Source organism: Larkinella humicola (assembly GCF_008727875.1).
GTDB classification, from domain to species: domain Bacteria; phylum Bacteroidota; class Bacteroidia; order Cytophagales; family Spirosomataceae; genus Larkinella; species Larkinella humicola.
Genome location: NZ_VTWS01000001.1, coordinates 467,070 through 486,977, shown reverse-complemented (window position 1 = coordinate 486,977; position 19,908 = coordinate 467,070). Strand labels below are relative to the sequence as shown.

The window sequence follows — 19,908 nt, the reverse complement described above, 5'->3', positions numbered from 1 at the left end:
ATTCAATCCCGGCCATTCTGCTTTACCTTTGCGCGCGAATTCACCGAATCCCCGTAAAACCAAACCGGATGCGTACCGCTCTTTTCTCCCTCCTATCCTGCCTTGTTCTGTCCCATTTGGCTCCGGCCCAGACCGCTAAACCCGTTTCTGATCCGGTCGAATGGGTCAATGTGTTGATGGGAACAGATTCCAAACCGAGCCTGTCCAACGGCAATACGTACCCCGCCATTGCGCTGCCCTGGGGCATGAATTTCTGGATGCCGCAAACCGGCCGGATGGGCGACGGCTGGGCGTATACCTACGCAGCCGATCGAATCCGGGGTTTCAAACAGACGCACCAGCCCTCGCCCTGGATGAACGACTACGGCCAGTTTGCCATCATGCCGGTGACCGGAAAAGTCCGCTTTGACGAGAACGAACGGGCAAGCTGGTATTCACACAAATCCGAGGTGGCCAAACCGTATTATTACCGGGTATACCTCGCCGATCACAACATTACGACCGAAATTGCCCCCACCGAACGGGCCGCCCGGTTTCGGTTTACCTTCCCGCAAACCGACAGTGCTTCCGTGGTGATCGACGCGCTGGACAAAGGCTCGTTCATCAAAATCATTCCCGGAGAGAATAAAATTATCGGTTACACGACCAAAAACAGCGGGGGTGTTCCGGCCAATTTCAAGAACTATTTCGTCCTGATTTTCGACAAACCCTTCACCTTTCGGACGGTTTTTCACGACAAAAAAGCCGACCAGCAGGCCCTCGAATTTCAGGCCAACCACGTTGGTGCCGTCGTTGGTTTCAAAACCCGAACGGGCGAACCGGTCAACGTACGCGTCGCGTCGTCGTTCATCAGCCCTGAACAGGCAGAACTGAACCTGAACGAAATTGGGTCGGACCCGTTCGAAACTGTCAAGCAGAAAGCCAAAGCCGCCTGGAACAAGGAACTGGGCCGGATTGCCGTGGAAGGTGGTTCGGTCGACCAAACCCGCACGTTTTATTCCTGCCTGTACCGTTCGCTGCTGTTTCCCCGGAAGTTTTACGAAATCGACGCCAGTAAAAAAGTGGTGCATTACAGCCCTTACAACGGCCAGGTTTTGCCGGGTTATCTGTTTACGGATACCGGTTTCTGGGACACATTCCGGTCGATGTTCCCGTTTCTAAACCTGATGTATCCGTCGCTCAACGCACAGATGCAGGAAGGGCTGGCGAATGCGTACAAGGAAGGCGGCTGGTTGCCCGAGTGGGCCAGTCCCGGTTTGCGGAACACGATGATCGGTTCCAATTCGGCGTCGATTGTGGCCGATGCGTATCTGAAAGGTTTGCGCGGCTACGACATCAATACCCTCTACGAAGCGGTTTTGAAAAATTCCGAAAACGAAGGCCCGCTGGATGCCGTCGGGCGACGGGGCGTTTTGTATTACAACAAACTGGGATATGTGCCGTATGACGTTAAAATCAACGAAAATGCCGCCCGAACGCTGGAATACGCCTACGCCGACTTCACGATCTATCAACTGGCCAAGGCCCTGAAACGCCCGCAGGCCGAAATCGACCGGTTTGCCAAACGCAGCCAGAATTACCGCAACCTCTTCGATCCGGCGACGGGTTTGATGCGGGGCAAAAACGAGGACGGGTCGTTTCAGAAACCGTTCAATCCGTTCAAATGGGGCGATGCGTTTACGGAAGGCAATAGCTGGCATTACACCTGGTCGGTTTTCCACGACGTGCAGGGGCTGGTCGGATTGATGGGTGGCCCCCAGAAGTTCGTTGCCAAACTGGATTCGGTGTTTACGCTGCCGCCGGTTTACGACGAAAGCTACTACGGCAGCGTGATCCACGAAATCCGGGAAATGCAGATCGCCGACATGGGGCAATATGCCCACGGCAACCAGCCGATTCAGCACATGATTTATCTGTATCCTTACGCGGGGGCGCCCTGGAAAACGCAATATTGGGTGCGCGAAGTCATGGACCGGCTGTATCTGCCCACGCCCGACGGCTATTGCGGGGACGAAGACAACGGCCAGACCTCGGCCTGGTACGTTTTCTCCGCGCTCGGTTTTTACCCGGTTTGCCCCGCCACGGATCAGTACGTGCTGGGCGCTCCACTGTTCAAAAAAGCCACGCTGCACCTGGAAAACGGCAAAAAACTGGTCATCAGCGCCCCCGCCAACAGCGGCCCAAACCGCTTCGTCGACGCCGTGAAGCTGAACGGAAAACCGCATCCGGCCAACTGGCTGAGCCACCGGGTGCTGATGCAGGGTGGAACCGTCGATTTTATGATGAAAGCCACGCCGAACCAGCAACGCGGTACGAAACCAGATGCCTATCCGTATTCGTTTTCGACGGAAAACCGATAAATTATTCCGTTAAACCGGGTCCAGCCGACGCATCTGGGTTTGCAAACTCAGGCTGCGAATGTCCAGTTCCTGCTCAATCCGGCGGATGGATTCTTCGCTGAAAGTCCCTTGTTTGTGCCATTGGATGATCAATTCGCGCTGGTGGTTGACGATGGCGAGTTCGCTCTCGACAAACTCCCGAAAGAAGTTCGCAGCCGTCGGGGCTTCTCCTTTTTTGGGTTTTTCATCCATCCGCAACACCCCGTTCAGGTAGTTGGTCTGTTGTTCAAACCGGGTTTTCAATTCACTCAGCACTTCGTCGTGCAGGTTCATGGACAGTTCACCTTCGATGTAGGTAATGGAGCTGGTGGTCATGGCCAGGCGGATTTTCTTTTCTTCAACCAGCGCTTTGCCCGCCGGTTCCTGCACGTTCAGCCAGCGGACAAAAAACGGCAGGGTTAATCCCTGCAGCACCAGGGTGACAAAAATGACCATGAACGAGATGAACAGAATCTCGTTCCGCATCGGAAAAGCCTCGCCATTGCTCAGAGTTAGCGGCAGGGCCAGGGCCGTGGCCAGCGACACCACCCCGCGCATTCCGGCCCAGGAAGTGATGAACAGCTCGTTCGGGCGGAACAGGTGCCGCTTTTTCTTTCCATGGTTCAGCAAGGTGCTGATATAGGCCAGGGGAAAAATCCAGACAATCCGGGTGACAATCGCCACGAAGCTGATCAGCAGGCCAAAACCGATGAGTCGCCCCACCGAATGGTCGGCAATATTTTTTAGAATCACCGGCATCTGGGAGCCAATCAGGATAAAAACGAACCCGTTCAGCAGAAAAATCAACATATTCCAGAAACCGTTGATCTGCATCCGGGTTTGAAACGAATAGATCTCGTAGGAATTCCAGGCCAGATACAGGCCCGCCGACACCACCGCCAACACGCCCGAAACGCCCAGGTGTTCGGCCAGCAGATAGGCCACAAATGGCAGAAGCAGCGTAATGGTGGTGGCCACCGTCGGATTTTCGAGCTTGTTGTGAATGTGACGAAAGAGGTAGCCGATGGCAAGTCCGATGGCGACGCCCCCGGCAGCCACCACCAGAAATTGCAAACCAGCCTTCCAGAAAATGAAACTTCCACTGGTGACAGCCGCCACCGCATACCGGTAGGCAATCAGGGCCGACGCATCGTTTACCAGACTTTCACCCTCCAGAATGGTAATCAGTCGGTTGGGAAGTCCCAGCCCCCGGGTGGCGCTCGTAGCGGCCACCGCATCTGGCGGGGAGGTGATGGCCCCCAGCACAAACGCCAGCGGCCAGCTAAAACCCGGGATGAAATAATGCGCCACCACGGCGACCGTCACCGTGGTGAAGAAAACCAGCCAGACCGCCAGCAGGCCGATGGGACGCCGGTAGGCCTTGAATTCATGCCAGGAAATGTTGCCGGCAGCTTCGTATAACAAAGGCGGCAGAAAAATCAGAAAAACCACCTCCGACTCCAGGTGAATGTCTGGCACGATGGGAAGAAAACCCAGCACCAGACCGGCAATCACCAGCAAAATGGGATACGGAATTTTTAGTTTCTGGGTGACGGAAGCCAGAGCAGCCAGGATGGCCATTAACACTAAAACGATTTCAAGATTGGTCATCGAGACGGTTTCTGTTACAGAAAATGCTTACTTTAGAACGCTGAATCATCCAGCTATTACAACCGAATTAAGGTATGGGTTTTCAAAACGACAAGGCGGTTCGCCGGGGTATTTCTTTTTTCTTTTTTTCCCTGATCTCCCTTTTCACGTTCGGGCAATCGCCCCCCCCGCTGGAACAACTGCGGCACCAGATTGAAACCCAACTGGCAACGCAACCGGGCCGATACGCCGTCGCATTCAAGGATTTAACCACCGGACAGACGCTTTTGATTCACGAACGGGAGGAATTTCATGCCGCCAGCACCATGAAAACGCCGGTGATGATCGAGGTCTACAAACAAGCCGCCCAAAAGCGGTTTTCGCTGTCCGACTCCATCCTGATTAAAAACGAGTTCAACAGCATCGTCGACGGTAGTCCCTACAGCCTGAAAGCGACTGACGACAGCGACACGCTGATTTATACCAAAATCGGCACGAAGCTTCCCCTTTCGGCGGTTCTATACGACATGATCATTCTGAGCAGCAACCTCGCCACCAACCTGATCATCGAACGGGTCGACGCCAAAAAAGTGATGCAAACGATGCGTGAAATGGGCACCAAAGACCTGCAGGTTCGGCGGGGCGTGGAAGACACCAAAGCGTTCCAGAAAGGACTGAACAATACGACCACCGCGTACGACCTGATGGTGCTGTTCGAAAAAATTGCCACCGGAAAAGCCGTTAGCCCGGAGGCTTCCCAAGACATGATCCGGATTCTGCTCGACCAGCGGTTCAATTCCGTCATCCCCGCAAAGTTACCTAAAACCGTCAGAGTGGCGCATAAAACCGGCTCTATTACCTCAGTTCGGCACGATTCGGGCATCGTATTTTTGCCCGATGGCCGGAAGTACGTGCTGGTTCTGCTCTCGAAAGAAATCAAAAATGATACCGCCGTGGTCGAGTCCCTGGCCACGGTTTCCGGAATGATTTATCAATATTTCTACCAATAAGAACTCCACACTGGCGTTTTGAATCCGGTTTGGACTATTATTTGCTTGTAAAGTCAATAAAGAATCATGAAAAAAATCTTCCTCCTCTTTCTCTTCATCGCCCGCTTTTTACCAGATGGGTTCTCACAGGACCTTTACCAGGGACCCAGCCCCGAAACCGTTTTCACCGCAGCCTCCGAACTGGGTTTTCTGAAGGAATTCAATGAGAAATTCAAAACCGACTTCGATGCCCCGGCGCAATATGCCAAAGCGCAGACAACCGGTGTGGATGGCTGGGAAATGACGCTGTTTTCGGCCCGAAAAGCACAACGAGCGTTCTATCAATCGCATCCGCAGGCGGGTCAGTTTTCCGAACCATTCAAAAAATACGTTGAAAACTGCATCCGCTGGAATTACTGGCATTTGCTCCTGGCCTGGCCCATCGTCCGGACCAACGCGCAGGCTACGCAGCAAACCGTGCCATCGCTGCCTGCAGTCATGCTGGAAGGGTTTGAGGAGTCGAAAACGAACGATGAAACGGCGATGATTGCCGAACCGTACCGGAATTTCCTGTTTTACTACGTGACGTATTTTAATTCAAAGTCCCGGAATTTTGCCAAATACACGGTAGATGACCTGCCCAAAATGCTGCCGGAAAAAGCCGGTTTTGCCCACCAGCACCTGACCGGAAAACCGTACCAGTATGCCCTGGCCCGGCTGCTGCTTGATAATTGTGAAAAAGCAACGCCTTCTTCAGTCCGCGAAGTGTTTGCAGCCCTGACGGCCACTCCAAACGCATCGGCCTATACCGATCGGGTAAAAACACGCTGTGGGGAGGTGATGGCCCGGAAAGACGAACCCAAACCGGCCGCAGCTTCGGCTAAAAAGAAACCGGTCGATCCGAATGTGTTTTCGTTTCTGAACCAGAACGGCGAGTCCGTCACGCTGGACGATTTTAAGGGCAAGGTGGTGTATCTGGACATCTGGGCCAGTTGGTGCGGACCGTGTATCGGCGAGGTGCCGCACTCCAAAAAACTCTATGAGCGCCTGACGAAGAAGCAATTGGAAAAAGTCGCGTTCCTCTACATCTCCATCGACGATACGGAAGCCAACTGGAAGAATGCCTTGGAAAAACACCAGCTACCCGGCGACCAAGGCTGGTCGAAGGGCGGCTGGCGCTCGCGAATTGTGCAGTATTTTGGGGTTCAGAGCATTCCGCGTTACATCCTGATCGACAAAAAAGGCCAGATGGCCGACCTGAATGCCAAACGCCCCAGCACAGCCGATGCCATTTACGAGGACATTGTGAAACTGCTGGAGAACTGACCGGTTTTAATTATCCCGGATCGGCGTGTCCCGCGAATCGGCATAGGCTTTACCAAAATCGATTTTCTTCACCTGGCTGGCTACGTACTGGATGCCCTGAAAAATGTGTTTCAAGAACAGTGGTTCCGAATAATCCTTCTTGTCGTGGCCGAGGGTCGTACACCAGGTGTAGCCGCCGTCGAAGTGGTAGTACCAGGCGGCCGGATACAGGTTCGTGAAAGAACCGCCGAACATCTTCACTTTTTCGGGTTCCTCGCCGTTGAGGGACGTCAGGTCATGGGCCATGACTACGGTGGGTCCCGGTGACATTTCCTTGGTAAAATAGAACTCGTCCTCCTTCTCCCAAACTTTTGGAATGCCCTGCATCGACGGGTGTTTGGTGTCGATCACGACGGTTTTGAACTTCTGAAATTTGGGATGCCAGGCGAAGGTCCCGCCAATCATGCGCTTGAACCAGGTCCAGTTCCGCTCGGTCCCCGTCACCGAATGAACGCCCACAAAACCGCCCCCGGCTTCGATGTACCGCCGGAACGAAAGCCGCTGGGCGTCGGTGTCGAAGACATCGTTGTTGGTGCTGGGAAAAACCAGCAGCGTGTATTGCTTCAGGTTGTCTTCCGTAAAAACCGACGGCTGATCCGTGACGTCCACCTTAAAACCGTGCTCCTCGCCCAGCTTCTGAATGCTCTTCGCAGCAAACGGAATGTTGTCGTGGACGTATCCTTTTCCGTTTTTGGTATACACCAACACCTTGACTTTCTTCCAGTTCACCTTATCGCCCTGGCTCCAGCCAACCGTCGCCGTCAGCAATAGAAGAAAAAAACCAAAGCGCAACCCCATAGCCAATCGCTTCATGTAGAATCGCATAAAAAAAATTAAACCTTGAATTTGACTTGCTGCGCCTGTTTCTGGGCTTTCAACGCCAGTTCCGTCGCCAGAAAACAATGCGCCTGGGGCATGGCGGTTTCGGTCCGGTTTAGAATGTCATCGATCAAAAGTTTACCATAAGGCGTTTCGACCTGGCTGCAATCGATGGTTTTCGTTTCCTTATTGTCAACGAGAAACAGGTGATTGCCGCCCTCACGCCCGCTGATATCCACATACTTCCGAATTTCGATAAACCCTTCGGTGCCCAGAATCGTCAGCCGCCCGTCTCCCCAGGTGTTCAGGCCGTCGGGCGTGAACCAGTCGACGCGGATGTAACCGGTTCCGCCGTTGCCGCGCAACATCGCATCGCCAAAATCTTCAAATTTCGGGTATTGCGGATGGTTCGTATTGCCCACCTGCGACGCAACGATTTCGGCCTGGGTGGAGCCCGTGAAAAACAGAAACTGGTCGAACTGGTGCGAGGCAATATCGCAGATGATGCCGCCAAACCGCTGCTTGTCGAAAAACCACTCGGGGCGCGTTTTGGCATTCATGCGGTGGGGACCCAGGCCGATGGTCTGAATGACTTTGCCAATCGCGCCGGCTTTCACCAACTCCCCGGCTTTGATAGTTGCCTTGTTTTCAAGCCGCTCACTGTACATGATGGAGTAAATCCGTTTGGTCTCTTTCTGCACCTTACGAACTTCAGCCAGTTGTTCCAGCGTCGTAATACCGGGTTTGTCCGCCATGTAATCCTTCCCGGCTTTCATTACGCGAATACCGAGTGGTGCGCGTTCATCGGGAATTGCGGCACTGACCACCAGTTGGATGGAGTTGTCTTCCAGAATCTCTTTTTCGCTTTTGACGAGCTTGGCATCCGGGTAGCGCTTCGTGAACGCAGCCGCCAGATCCGGTTCTTTGGCGTAAAACGAAACGAGCTGCCCACCCCCGCGAATGACGGCCTCGACCTGCCCGTAAATATGGCCGTGATTCAGGCCAATGGCCGAAAACCGGATGCGGGCCGCGCCTTTCGGACGGCTGCTGCCCACCACGGGAATCGTATGGGGAACGCCCGGGGCGGCCAGAAGTTCTTTGGGGAGAGCCGTCAGACCGGCGAGTCCGGCCGCGGTGGTAACGGATTCTTTGATAAACCGTCGCCGGTTGGCTTGTGAGTTGTTCATGGTCGTTTCACTTTGTCGCGAGTTCACTTTTGGATTTCTTGGCCAGTTCGAGTGCCTGCGTGGTCGTGTAATACTTTGAAATCATGTTCGGAACCTCCCAGGCGGGCAAGGCACCGGCTTTCAGGTAATCGAGGTATTTCTGCGCCACACGGCCAAAGTGGGCTTCGTGTCCTTCCTTGTATTTTTCCGGGATGACCACTTCATAGCCTTTGGCAATTTTCTTTACCTCGACGCCCGGGAATTCTTTCTGGATGTTCGGCAAATCCGTTTTCAGCGCGGCTTCCAGATCCGTGTTTTTGTCAACCGCTTCGATGTAGAGCGTCGGTTTGTATTGCTGCTCGGCTCCCTGACGAATGATCAGGTTGGCTTTCGTTCCCCGCATGATCGAATAGTGGGTATCGCCCGTGCCTTCCGGTGCCTTGTATTTCCAGATCACCGACACTTTGGCGTGAACCCCGCGAAGCTGGTAGTTGATTTCGCCATTGCTGTAGACCTTCAACACGCTGTCTTTCACCACATCTTTCTTGAGATACTCCGGAAAAGTGTCCTGTTTAGTGATGGCTTTGAACTGGCTCAGCGTCATGTCGGTTGTCCAGCGACGGGCGGACGTCAGGCTAATATCCTTTTGGTAATCAATCGTTTGTTCCGGAAAACATTCCCACTGCACCAGATCGACCAGGTGGGTGGTTACGTCCACGATGCCTTCACCCTGCTGGGCCACATCCATAAACCAGGAGGGGCGGGTCAGGATGCTGCCCGAGACGTTCTTGTAGAAATGGTGAACACTTTCTTTGGTAACCGCCGGATTTTCGGGTGTTCCTTTTTCCAGCGTTCCGAACAGATCGGCCTGTTGCGAGAAGGCCCGTTGCAGCATCGTACTGATCTCGTAGCGCTCGGTCATAATGTCATACAACAGCACCTTGTTCTTTTCGGCGGTCGCAAATGCCTCTTTCAACTGGTCGAAGTTGGCCGCGCTGATCACCATCGGTTTGTCGGCCAGCACGTTGAATCCGGCTCCCACGGTTTTCTGAATGTAGTCTGTTTTCAGGCGGTTGTTGCCCGCCATGACGACCACATTTCCGGCTTTGTCGGTTAGCATTTTATCCAGAAAATCCGTACCAAGGTAGACGTCTTCATGCCAGTGCGTGGGGTCATCCGGGCGGGCGTTGTAGCCTTTGATTTTATCCAGATGAAGCTGCACATCCGGACCATCCGGGGCGTAGACATGTACTGTCGAATCGACGCCTTCATACATGGTTTTCTGCACCAGAGCCGCATGAAAATGACCGGGATCGAGGGTAATCAGATGAATCATGTCATCCTTTTTTTGATCTGACTGACAAGCGGTGAGTAAGGCAGCCAGCAACAGGCTGCCAGCAACGGGGGCTACTTTCATTCGAAGCATTTCGGTTAAACGCACTGATTATTTTGATTTGGTGGAGGCAACAACTTTTATGGCATACGGGGACCGCTGCGTACGGGAGAGCAGCTTATTGGCCTCTGCATCGTTTTTAAACTGCTCTTTTTTCGGGTCCCAATACAGTTTCCGATCCAGTTTCATGGCCGCGTGGTGGAGCAGACAGGCCGAACACGACCGGTGGCCCACTTCGGCGGGGGCAATCGGTTCTTTCCGGCTGACGATGCTTTCCAGCCAGTTGCCGTGGTGTTCTTTGCTCACCGGCAAATGAATTTCGTTCGGCCCGATCACCGACTCCAGAATCTTCGGATCGCTGGCATCCAGGGCTTTGGCAGCTTTCTGTTTGGCAATGGGATCGCTGGCGGTAACGGCAGCGTCGCCCCGTGATACAAAAATCCAGCCGTCGGTGCCTTCAAACTTGATTCCGTTGGGCAACTCGTTGCTGACCACCATCCGGACGCCGTTTTCGTACAGAGCTTCGGTGCGGAAAATACCGTGGACATCCCACAGCCCTTTCTTCGGAAAATCGGCTTTTCCCCAGATTTCCACCGGTCCGGTGTATTCGGTATTCATTGCCCAGTGGGAACAGTCGATGTGATGCGAACCCCAGCCGGTGATCATGCCCGCGCCGAACTGTTCGCAGCGCAACCAGCCCGGACGGTCGTAATCTTTCTGCGGATGGACGCGTTTTTCGGTATAATACACCTCGGGCGTTGTGCCGAGCCACATGTCGTAATTGAGATTTTTCGGGATTGGCATTTCCGGTTCTTCCTCACCCGAAGGGTCGCCCGGCAAGCCGACGGAAACGGTTTTCAGTTGACCGATCCGCCCGTTGCGAACGAGTTCGGCCGCAAACCGGAACTGGTGCGACGACCGCTGCTGGCTTCCCACCTGCATGATCCGCCCCGTCCGTTTCACCGCATCCGCCATCAATCGGCCTTCCGAAATGGTGAGCGACGCCGGTTTCTGCATATACACATCTTTTCCGGCATTGACGGCGTGAACCACCATCGGCGCGTGCCAGTGGTCGGGCGTGCTGATCAAAACCGCATCGATGTCTTTGTTGGCCAGCAGCTCGCGGTAGTCGCCATAGCCCCGGACGCCGTCGTACGATTTGCCGGTTTTCTTGGCATACACCCCATTGACCAGGGTTTTTGCATCCTCGACGCGTTTGCTGTCTACGTCGCAAACGGCCATGATCAGGGCATTGTCATATTGCCAGACACCCGGCATGTCGTGTCCCCGGGAGATGCGGCCAACGCCGATCGCACCGATGTTGATGCGGTTGCTGGGTGCATTTTTACCAAATACCGAGGCTGGTACGATGGTTGGAAAACCACTGACGAGGGCGGTTGTTGCGAGGGCTCCTTTGGTGGTCAGGTCGAGAAATTTTCTCCGGGAGACCACTGTTTTTTTTTCCGGTGCCATAGTTAGCAAAGTTTGAAGAGGCTTTTTTAGTAGAAACCTACAGCCCCCAACCCCCTGAAGGGTCCCCAATGTTCGTCATTTGGCAGCCCCTTAAAGGGGGTTGGGGGTATATCTGTAACCATAAGCGACGACTTGCCGATATTTACTATTCATTTTCCAATGAAGGTGTCGGAAGTATCGCTGACGGTTCGCGTTTCCGGTAAAGGATCCTCCACTTAAGGCCCCGTTTTTTCCACTTAACCAAATTATTTTCCACCGTAGGCGGGTTCCGTTTTACCTTGCGGCAACAAACGAAACAACACACCTGATGAATTTGAATGTAAAAGTAGTCCCCTCCGCATTGGGGCTCGTGATTGGATTAGCCATTCTGGCGGCTGGTGGGCCCGACTACGGAGTCGTTCGAACCAAAAAACCGGCTCATGTGGTACCGACGGTTCAAAAAGCGACTGGGAAGACGGCGAACCAAAAAAAACCGGGTCGGTCGGCAGCAGACTGCCGTACGGCGTATGTTGGAAAACAAACCCGGAATGAGCCTTTGCAATGGCCCATTGAAAGCTACAAATAAAGCGGGATCGACCTGACCGTCAGCTTCATCCAGTCAGTTCCGAGCCGGTTAGCCGTTATTCTGCAAAGAGCGAAACCGGTTGATGCCTTTGGACGGGTTAAGTAAGCGGTCTCCCGGAATGGCTTTGTGCTGCTGTTTACGAATCAGCGTCCGGCTTATAAAGCCTTCGCTAGCGGGCGTATGTTCCAGCAAAACGGTTATTTTGTTGTTCAGGTGTTCGATTTGATGCTGTAAATCAGCCAGTTGTTTTTCTATGTTTTTCATGGTGTAAATCCGTTGGGTGTGTGAATCAACAATTGCTTTTGTACAATTACAAGGTTATAACGATACAATTTCAGTTCACTACTAATCTTCTACACAATACTACAATATTCTGACCAAAAGAGTTTTACAGAATTTATTTCTTAACAAAGGTTTATTCTATCGTCACGCTGCATCTCCGAATAATACAACAATTGGTAAAATTTTCAAATTTATACTTTCAATAGTCATACAGCAGGATTTGGCGGTTTCGGTCGTCGTCTTTGCGACTCATTCAGTATCTTTCGGAGCCTTATGCTCCCAACATGAAGAAACTGTACACTGTAGCCGCTTCCCTGCTGGCGTCCATCTTTTCGTTTGCCCAAAAACCCAATCAAACCTGGGACGTTGCCACGCCCCGGGGACCCGCCAAAGAAGTCAGCTTAACGACCACCGAAGGAACCTGGATGAACCTCGACGTGAGTCCGGACGGCCGCGAAATCGTGTTCGATCTTCTGGGTGATCTGTATACGCTACCCATTACCGGCGGCACCGCGAAACTTCTGTCCGGTGGCTTGCCCCTGGAAGTTCAACCCCGCTACAGCCCCGACGGCCAACGGATTTCGTTCACAAGCGACCGAGCCGGGGGCGATAACATCTGGACGATGAACCGCGATGGCTCCGGGTTGCGCCAGATCACGAACGAAGACTTTCGGTTGCTGAACAACGCCGTCTGGACGCCCGACGGCCAATACCTCGTGGCCCGGAAACACTTTACAAGCCGCCGTTCGCTGGGGGCGGGTGAACTCTGGCTCTATCATGCCGGGGGCGCAACCGCCGGTTTGCAGTTGACCAAACGAAAAAATGACCAGCAGGATGCCGGGGAACCCTGCGTTTCGCCCGACGGGCGGTATGTCTATTTCAGTGAAGACGTGAGTCCGGGGCCGATTTTCCAGTACAATAAAGACCCGAATGGCCAGATTTACGCCATCAAACGGTTTGACCGGCAGACGGGTGAAGTGAAAAATATCGTAACCGGCCCCGGTGGAGCCACCCGACCGCAGGTTTCGCCCGACGGCCGGCAACTGGCGTTTGTCCGGCGGGTTCGGACGAAAACCGTGCTGTACATCCACGACCTGAAAACCGGGGAGGAATTTCCGGTTTTCGATCAGCTCAACAAAGACCAGCAGGAAGCCTGGGCGATTATGGGCCTTTATCCCAACTATGACTGGTTGCCCGACGGCAAAGAACTCGTGATCTGGGCCAAAGGCAAGCTGTTTCGGGTGACTATTCAATCGGCCAAAGCCGTTGAAATTCCGTTCACGGTGAACGCCAAACTGACGGTTCAGGACGCGGTACGCTTTCCGCAGACGGTTTTTTCGCCCACCTTCGACTCCAAAATGATCCGCCAGGCCCGGACCTCGCCCGACGAAAAAACGCTGGTTTTTCACGCAGCGGGTTATCTCTACCTGAAAAAACTGCCCAACGGCCAGCCCGAACGGTTGACCAAAGAAACCGCTAGTTTTGAATACGAACCCAGTTTTAGCCCCGACGGCAAATTCCTGCTCTACACCACCTGGAACGATTCGTTGACCGGCAGCATCCGCAAACTGAATCTCCAGTCCCGCAAAACCGAGACGCTGACCCGCGAAAAAGGCTTTTACAACACGCCGGTTTTCTCGGCCGATGGCTCCCAAATTGTGTATCGCAAAAGCACCGGGAACGGTTTTATGGGCTTTGCGTACGGCAAGGAGCCGGGTTTGTACGTCATGCCGGGCAACGGCGGTGTGGCTAAATTCATTCGGGAAGCGGGCGAAGAACCGCTGTTCAACCCCACCGGCGACCGGATTTTCTTCGTGGAAGACGGCGCAACGAAAGCCTTCAAAAGCGTCACGCTGAACAATTCCGACGAGCAAACGCATTTTACGTCGCAGTATGCCACCCGGTTTGTGCCGAGCCCCGACAACCGCTGGATTGCGTTTCAGGAGCTTTTTCAACTCTACATCGCGCCCTTCCCAATGAGCGGGAAAGCCGCCGATCTCTCGGGTGGAACGAAAGCGTTTCCGGTGTATAAAGTGACCCGCGACGCCGGTGATTACCTGCACTGGTCGAACGACAGCAAAAAACTGCACTGGACCATTGGCCCGGACTATTTCACTCGATCCATTCAAAACAGTTTTGCCTTTGTGGAAGGTGCCCCCGAAAAGCTGCCCGCCATCGACAGTACCGGAATACCGATTGGCCTGAAGCTGACGACCGATGTCCCGAAAGGCATCGTGGCCTTTAAAGGGGCCACCATACTGACGATGAAAGAGGATGCGGTGATTGAAAACGGCGTGCTGGTGGTGCAGGACAACAAGATTCTGGCGGTCGGCCCGGCCAGCTCGGTCACGATTCCGGCGGGTGCCAAAATCATCGACGCCACGGGCAAAACCATCATGCCCGGTTTAATCGACTCCCACGCCCACATCGGCACCGGCGACGGCAAATCACCCCAGCAGCAGTGGTCGTATTTCACGAACCTGGCCTACGGCGTGACGACGGTGCACGATCCGTCGTCGAATACCGAGATGGTTTTCAGCCAGTCGGAAATGGTAAAAACCGGTCGGATGCTCGGCCCCCGGGTGTATTCGACCGGAACGATTATTTACGGAGCCGACGGCGATTTCAAGGCGGTGATCAACAGCCTGGACGACGCCCGTTCGCACCTCCGCCGGATGAAAGCCGTCGGCGCTTTTTCCGTTAAAAGTTACAACCAGCCCCGCCGGAACCAACGCCAGCAGATCATTCAGGCCGCCCGCGAACTGGGCATGATGGTGGTGCCCGAGGGCGGTTCGTTCTTCAACCACAACCTGACGATGATCATGGACGGCCACACGACGGTGGAACATAACCTGCCGGTCGATCCGGTTTACAAGGATGTCGTGTCGTTGTGGAGCAACAGCAAAACCGGCTACACGCCCACGCTGATTGTGAGTTTTGGGAGTGTTTCCGGCGAATATTACTGGTACCAGAAAATGAATGTCTGGGAACAGGAACGCTTGTTGCGGTTTACGCCCCGCGCCGTGGTCGACAGCCGGTCGCGTCGGCGGACGATGTTGCCCGATGAAGAATTTGGTCACATCGGAAATTCACAAACCGCCAAACAACTCACGGATGCGGGGGTGAGCGTTCACCTCGGTGCCCACGGTCAGTTGCAGGGACTGGGTGCGCATTGGGAACTCTGGATGCTCGGCCAGGGCGGCATTTCGAATTTGCAGGCGCTGAAACAGGCCACCATCGGCCCGGCCCGAAATCTGGGGCTGGACCGGGAAATTGGTTCGCTGGAAGCCGGAAAGCTGGCGGATTTGCTGGTGCTCGATAAAAACCCATTGCAGGACCTGCGCAACAGCCAGTTCATTCAGTATGTGATGATCAACGGGCGATTATACGATGCCGCCACGATGAACGAAACCGGAAATTATACCCGGATGCGCGGCAAGTTTTTCTGGGAAAACAACCGCTCCAACGACGCCTTCGACTGGCACGCCGAAACGCAGAGCTTCGGACACATTCACTGCGTGTGTCAGGGGTTGCATTGACCCATGTATTTTTGCCGTATAATATATTAGTCTGGCAATCCGTTCCTTATTCAACGGTGAAAACCACCGAACTAAAAATATTTCAATACATTGCAGTCAAAAATTAAGCCTGAAAAATCGATCTGTATGAAAAAAGCCCTTTTGCTCCTGTTGATGGGAACTACACTGTTTGTAAGTTGTAGCAAAGATGACGATACTCCCGCCGTAAAAACCAAATCTGAAATCCTGGTTCGTACCTGGGAAGTGCAAACGGGTTCTATCGGTTTAGGCACTGCAACGCCTATAACGGGTTACACCAAAGGTGGTGGTGCAGCCAATCTTGTTGATATGAGCAAGTTCAAGCTTGAATTTAAAACGGGTGGAGACTTCGTTCAAACCAGTCTGGACGGAACGTCTTCAACGGGCAAATGGGCTTTGACGGACAATGACACTAAATTGTCGCTAACGACGACCCAAATTCCAACGCCGGATGTCTGGAACATAACTACCCTTACCGAGACCAATTTTGACATTGCCCGTCAAATCGCCGGAAATTCAACTGCTCCGGGTGATTTATACTGGAAAAACCTGATTGATACCTTCGGGAAACCACTGGGAATCTCCTCTGCCGCCGGTGCATCCATCGCGGTAAAAATGATCCCGGTCAAATAATCAAGTTTAAAATATTGCCAACCAAAAGCCCCGGAATGAATAATTCCGGGGCTTTTGGTTAAAAACCGTTCCAAATTCAAAACGCTGGGTACGCCTTAACATCGAAAGAGCATTTACCGTAACCCTCATCGCATAAGCACCAACGTTCCCCGCAACAGAGGGGCATCCGGTTTGTAACGAATGGTATACACGTAAGCCCCCGGCGGCACCGGAACTCCTTTTAAGGTGCCGTCGAAGGGATGAGCATAGCCATCGGCGGATTTATAAATTACCTCACCCCAGCGGTTGAAAACCGTTACTTCAACGGCCGGAAAGGCTTCGACTCCTTTCAATTCCCAGACATCGTTCTGCCCGTCGGCATTGGGTGTAAAGGCACCAGGCACCCAGATTCGTTCATAGACTGTCACGACCACCTTTCCCTCAGCCTGGCATCCCGTTGCATTTTCAACTTTCAATGTGTAGACCATATCGTCTTCAATGGAAACCACCCGCGCGTTGGCTTCGGCCGGATTGGCCAGGTAGGTTGGCGGTGACCACGCAAAGGTTACCGGATCGCCGGTCAGAACCGGGCTGATGGTCAGCGACGTGCCCAGCGACGTGATCATTTCTTCCGGCAACAGAATCGTCGGAATGGGCGCCACAACGGCGGTTTGCTGCGCTACGGCCGCCGGACATTCCGGCGCAAAATTGACCGAATACGTCAGCACATGGTTGCCGATCCCGGCGGTTTTCGCATCGTACTGCGCCCCCGACACGCCCGGCCCCGCAAAGGTCCCTCCTGCCGGGGTTCCCGTGAGGGAATAAACCGGACCTTCGGTGCCGCAAACCGGCGGAACGGCATTCATCGTGACGGTGATTGCAGGAATCTGGGCAACTGCGAAAGGAGCAGAAGTGGCTTTGCAACCGGTGGCTGCCGTTACCTCGACGACATACGTTCCGGCGGTTTGTACCGAAAAAACCGGATCGGTGACCGTTGCTACCGGCTGACCATCCCGTTGCCAGGCAAAGCTGACCCCGCCGACACCTTCCAGTGGCAACGAAGCACCGGGGCAAATCCGGTTTTGCGATGAACGGATCACCGCCTGTACGGCGGGGGCACGGGTGATCGAAAGGGCACCGGTGTTGTAAGTACAGCCGTATTGCGTCTGGGTTAAAACGGCCCGGTATTCTCCCGGCTGACTGACCGTCAAGGTGTTGACGGAAGGGGGTGCCGGCACAAGCTTGCCGTCCCGAAACCATTGGTACGTCAGGTCGCTTCCCCCCAAAACACTCAGGCTGACGGAACCATCCGTGGCGCACAACTGGCCGGTTGGGCTGAGATCCGAGGTGAGATCCACCACCTTCAGCGTCACATTCTGGGAACCGCTGGCCTTGCCGCACTGGGTTTTCATGGAAACAAAAACCGAGTAGGTACCCGGTTCGTTGACCTGCAGTCGGGTGCCGGTGGCATCGGGCAGGTTCAGGCCGTCGCGTCGCCATTGGTAATTCCAGTCCGGATTGACGGTCGTCTGCAGTTCGAGCGTTTTTCCCTTGCAAATTGTAAAGTCGGTATTGGGCGGCAAACCGGTGGCCCACACCGTCGGGTTCGGGGCCGTAACCGGGGGGCAGTCGATTACCAGAAACTGAAAATCCCGCCGAACCTCCCCTATTTTCACTCCGTTGCGGTATTCTTCTACTTTAACCGCAAAAACAAACAAACCCAGTTGATTGGGCGTCACCGATAACTGCCCGCTCCGCGCATCGACCGCCAGCGTCGGACCGCCAGGGATGGCATTGTTGGCGCTAAAACCGCTCAGCCATTGGACATCGGGATACGGCCCGGCGCTGGCTTCCTGATTGCGTCCCGTTCCATTTTTATTGAGCGGTGTCACCATCGAATACCGCAGTTCATCGCCATCGGGGTCGGTACCGCCAAAGGCAAACGAAAAAGCCTCGTTGATGCAGAGGTACTCGCCGTTGATGGGATTGAAACGGGGAGATGAATTAGTGAAGTACTGACCGTTTTTTTGCAGGGCCGGAAATTCGAGGTAAAACGTAAAACCGGTTTGCAACGGATTGTTGATGTTGTTGATTCCGGCGTTGCGGTTTTGGGTCTGGAACGACATGTAGTACCCACCGGCATCGTTGTAAAGGGCGGGGTCAAGCTGAATATCGGCTCCGAACGTGGCAGCAACGACCCGCTGGTTCTGCGAGGTAGCGCAGGCTTCATTCGTGAAGACTACGCGTTCCCGCTGCGCCGTTTCCGATACGGTGAATACCAGCATCCGGGCATTGTCGCGCAATCGGAAAATACCGATCTGACCACCCGTGGTCTGGGCCGCCCGGTTATTGTCTTCGAGGTAATTGATTACCGTGATTTGAAAGTGCCCCGGCACATCGCCAATCGCCCGCATTTCGATCTGCCCGCCGACCTGGTGGGTAGCCAGAGCCGGACAAGCAAAGCCCAGCAACAACAGCCAGAGCAACGCTCGGTAGAAAACAGGAAGCATGGGTCAGACAGTAGAAATGGGCGATACGAACGTGATTTTAAACAAAATCATTCAAACAACTAAAGTTACTCTTTTTTCAATATTGTAACTTAAAATAAATACCGCAAAATCAAGGCATGAAGGGAGGTGTACCGCCCGGCAGTCTTTCAATACGGTTCTCTATCGGTACATACGCGGGATTGCATCTGCCCGTTGCAGATGTTACCAAATTTTAGTTAAAGTAAGTATTAATTTCCCCCGAAGCCTGGATCTATTTCCGCAAATCCCGGTACCCAATCAACTGAATGCCTTTGGATTTGATCAGTGCCTTGATTTGGGGATTGGTCCAGGCATCGGTGACGCCCTGGCGGTCGACGGCCACCTGCTCGTATCCAATGTGGTGAATGGCCCGCAACTCCGGCGTGTCGAGTCCGGGATGATCGACGAATAGGTAGGTTTTGCCGGGTTCCAGGCTTTCGAGCATCCTGGAGAAGCTTTCAATTTTCTCGGCTGAGGTCGCATGTGGGCCTAAATAACCCGCACCCGTTACACCCCAGTCCTGCATATTCCGGTCGAGGATCAGGAGGTTGTATTCTTTCGCCAGCTTCAGCACCAGCGTTTTCACATCGTCGCCCATGCCGGTGCATCCCATGTGACCCGAAATGTGGCTGATGCGGGGAATCTTTTTCAGGCCCATTTCAATCTGCGCCCGAAACTCTTTTTCAACGTCCTCCAGTTTCCAGTCGTTCTCGACCAGCGCGCGTTTGGGGTAGTTTTTGTTCGGATAAATCATGGGAAAGAAATACCCGTCGGCGTCACGCAGACTGGGGCTGGCCGAAACCGGCCGCCACTTTACGTTGTCCCACTCGCTGGTCAGGGCCAGGTGAATGCCCACGTCGATGTCCGGAATGTCTTTCAGCATCTCGACAGCTTCGGGAAACCAGGGCGAGGGCACAATCACTTCGATGGACGACTCGATGCCTTCTTTGTAGCATTTCACCAACGCTTCATTGCCCGCATGCGAATACCCCATGTCGTCACCACGGACAATCAGCCGGGGCGGTTGGGGTTGGGCGAAAACCAGCTGGATACTGAGTAGTAAAAATCCGGGCAGGAACAGGCGGTTTATTTTCATCGGTCTGGGGCTGAACTCTATAAAGCCGGATTGCCGTCGTATTTACTGCTCAACCCTTTTGTCATTCTCTACGAGACATGACACCCGGTGTACTT

14 protein-coding genes are annotated in these 19,908 nt (G+C 53.9%); 6 read left to right on the top strand and 8 right to left on the bottom strand.

Going from position 1 to position 19,908, the window contains the following annotated elements:
• Positions 1–68: 68 nt before the first annotated feature.
• Positions 69–2,360 (top strand): GH92 family glycosyl hydrolase, encoded by a 2,292-nt coding sequence (locus tag F0P93_RS02110; RefSeq protein WP_150874722.1) that lies wholly within the window; start codon positions 69–71, stop codon positions 2,358–2,360.
• Between the two features lie 9 nt (positions 2,361–2,369).
• On the opposite strand, the gene F0P93_RS02105 is transcribed toward F0P93_RS02110, so the two are convergent.
• Positions 2,370–3,989: a Na+/H+ antiporter gene (locus F0P93_RS02105; protein ID WP_150874721.1), complete on the bottom strand. Its 1,620-nt coding sequence runs from the start codon at positions 3,987–3,989 to the stop codon at positions 2,370–2,372.
• A 74-nt stretch (positions 3,990–4,063) separates the two neighbouring features.
• On the opposite strand from F0P93_RS02105, the gene F0P93_RS02100 reads away from it, so the two are divergent.
• Positions 4,064–4,978 (top strand): serine hydrolase, encoded by a 915-nt coding sequence (locus F0P93_RS02100; protein ID WP_150874720.1) that lies wholly within the window; start codon positions 4,064–4,066, stop codon positions 4,976–4,978.
• Positions 4,979–5,044: 66 nt separating this feature from the next.
• Positions 5,045–6,283 (top strand): TlpA family protein disulfide reductase, encoded by a 1,239-nt coding sequence (locus F0P93_RS02095; RefSeq protein WP_150874719.1) that lies wholly within the window; start codon positions 5,045–5,047, stop codon positions 6,281–6,283.
• 6 nt (positions 6,284–6,289) lie between these two features.
• Here the strand turns inward: F0P93_RS02095 and F0P93_RS02090 are convergent, their stop codons facing one another.
• Genes F0P93_RS02090 through F0P93_RS02075 form a run of 4 tightly spaced genes read right to left on the bottom strand, consistent with a single transcriptional unit; the run spans position 6,290 to position 11,173 of the window.
• Positions 6,290–7,135 carry a ThuA domain-containing protein gene (locus F0P93_RS02090; protein ID WP_150874718.1) on the bottom strand — a complete coding sequence of 282 codons (846 nt, stop codon included), beginning with the start codon at positions 7,133–7,135 and terminating at the stop codon, positions 6,290–6,292.
• Positions 7,136–7,155: 20 nt separating this feature from the next.
• On the bottom strand, positions 7,156–8,328 hold the full coding sequence (locus F0P93_RS02085) for a Gfo/Idh/MocA family protein (RefSeq protein WP_150874717.1): 1,173 nt from the start codon (positions 8,326–8,328) through the stop codon (positions 7,156–7,158).
• A 7-nt stretch (positions 8,329–8,335) separates the two neighbouring features.
• Positions 8,336–9,724, bottom strand: a complete 1,389-nt coding sequence (locus F0P93_RS02080) for a putative oxidoreductase C-terminal domain-containing protein (protein ID WP_150874716.1) — start codon at positions 9,722–9,724, stop codon at positions 8,336–8,338.
• Between the two features lie 27 nt (positions 9,725–9,751).
• Entirely contained in the window at positions 9,752–11,173 is a 1,422-nt protein-coding gene (locus F0P93_RS02075) for a Gfo/Idh/MocA family protein (protein WP_150874715.1), read from the bottom strand.
• A 307-nt stretch (positions 11,174–11,480) separates the two neighbouring features.
• Between F0P93_RS02075 and F0P93_RS02070 the strand changes: the two genes are divergently transcribed.
• Positions 11,481–11,738, top strand: a complete 258-nt coding sequence (locus F0P93_RS02070) for a hypothetical protein (protein ID WP_150874714.1) — start codon at positions 11,481–11,483, stop codon at positions 11,736–11,738.
• A gap of 48 nt (positions 11,739–11,786) precedes the next feature.
• Here F0P93_RS02070 and F0P93_RS02065 read toward each other — a convergent pair whose 3' ends face one another.
• Complete coding sequence (locus F0P93_RS02065; protein WP_150874713.1) at positions 11,787–12,002, bottom strand: hypothetical protein; 216 nt, start codon at positions 12,000–12,002, stop codon at positions 11,787–11,789.
• A gap of 302 nt (positions 12,003–12,304) precedes the next feature.
• Here F0P93_RS02065 and F0P93_RS02060 point away from each other — a divergent pair, with 302 nt between their 5' ends.
• Positions 12,305–15,559, top strand: a complete 3,255-nt coding sequence (locus F0P93_RS02060; protein ID WP_150874712.1) for an amidohydrolase family protein — start codon at positions 12,305–12,307, stop codon at positions 15,557–15,559.
• A 126-nt stretch (positions 15,560–15,685) separates the two neighbouring features.
• Positions 15,686–16,210 (top strand): hypothetical protein, encoded by a 525-nt coding sequence (locus F0P93_RS02055; protein WP_150874711.1) that lies wholly within the window; start codon positions 15,686–15,688, stop codon positions 16,208–16,210.
• Between the two features lie 125 nt (positions 16,211–16,335).
• Here the strand turns inward: F0P93_RS02055 and F0P93_RS02050 are convergent, their stop codons facing one another.
• Both F0P93_RS02050 and F0P93_RS02045 read right to left on the bottom strand, forming a co-directional pair.
• Complete coding sequence (locus F0P93_RS02050; protein WP_150874710.1) at positions 16,336–18,699, bottom strand: T9SS type B sorting domain-containing protein; 2,364 nt, start codon at positions 18,697–18,699, stop codon at positions 16,336–16,338.
• Positions 18,700–18,949: 250 nt separating this feature from the next.
• Complete coding sequence (locus F0P93_RS02045) at positions 18,950–19,813, bottom strand: polysaccharide deacetylase family protein (RefSeq protein ID WP_150874709.1); 864 nt, start codon at positions 19,811–19,813, stop codon at positions 18,950–18,952.
• Between the last annotated feature and the right edge of the window lie 95 nt (positions 19,814–19,908).

Coding starts and splice junctions, on each gene's coding strand:
- F0P93_RS02075 (WP_150874715.1), bottom strand. CDS start 11,173: ATGGCACCGGAAAAAAAAACAGTGGTCTCCCGGAGAAAATTTCTCGAC.
- F0P93_RS02105 (WP_150874721.1), bottom strand. CDS start 3,989: ATGACCAATCTTGAAATCGTTTTAGTGTTAATGGCCATCCTGGCTGCT.
- F0P93_RS02080 (WP_150874716.1), bottom strand. CDS start 9,724: ATGAAAGTAGCCCCCGTTGCTGGCAGCCTGTTGCTGGCTGCCTTACTC.
- F0P93_RS02045 (WP_150874709.1), bottom strand. CDS start 19,813: ATGAAAATAAACCGCCTGTTCCTGCCCGGATTTTTACTACTCAGTATC.
- F0P93_RS02100 (WP_150874720.1), top strand. CDS start 4,064: ATGGGTTTTCAAAACGACAAGGCGGTTCGCCGGGGTATTTCTTTTTTC.
- F0P93_RS02070 (WP_150874714.1), top strand. CDS start 11,481: ATGAATTTGAATGTAAAAGTAGTCCCCTCCGCATTGGGGCTCGTGATT.
- F0P93_RS02085 (WP_150874717.1), bottom strand. CDS start 8,328: ATGAACAACTCACAAGCCAACCGGCGACGGTTTATCAAAGAATCCGTT.
- F0P93_RS02110 (WP_150874722.1), top strand. CDS start 69: ATGCGTACCGCTCTTTTCTCCCTCCTATCCTGCCTTGTTCTGTCCCAT.
- F0P93_RS02065 (WP_150874713.1), bottom strand. CDS start 12,002: ATGAAAAACATAGAAAAACAACTGGCTGATTTACAGCATCAAATCGAA.
- F0P93_RS02090 (WP_150874718.1), bottom strand. CDS start 7,135: ATGAAGCGATTGGCTATGGGGTTGCGCTTTGGTTTTTTTCTTCTATTG.
- F0P93_RS02055 (WP_150874711.1), top strand. CDS start 15,686: ATGAAAAAAGCCCTTTTGCTCCTGTTGATGGGAACTACACTGTTTGTA.
- F0P93_RS02060 (WP_150874712.1), top strand. CDS start 12,305: ATGAAGAAACTGTACACTGTAGCCGCTTCCCTGCTGGCGTCCATCTTT.
- F0P93_RS02095 (WP_150874719.1), top strand. CDS start 5,045: ATGAAAAAAATCTTCCTCCTCTTTCTCTTCATCGCCCGCTTTTTACCA.
- F0P93_RS02050 (WP_150874710.1), bottom strand. CDS start 18,699: ATGCTTCCTGTTTTCTACCGAGCGTTGCTCTGGCTGTTGTTGCTGGGC.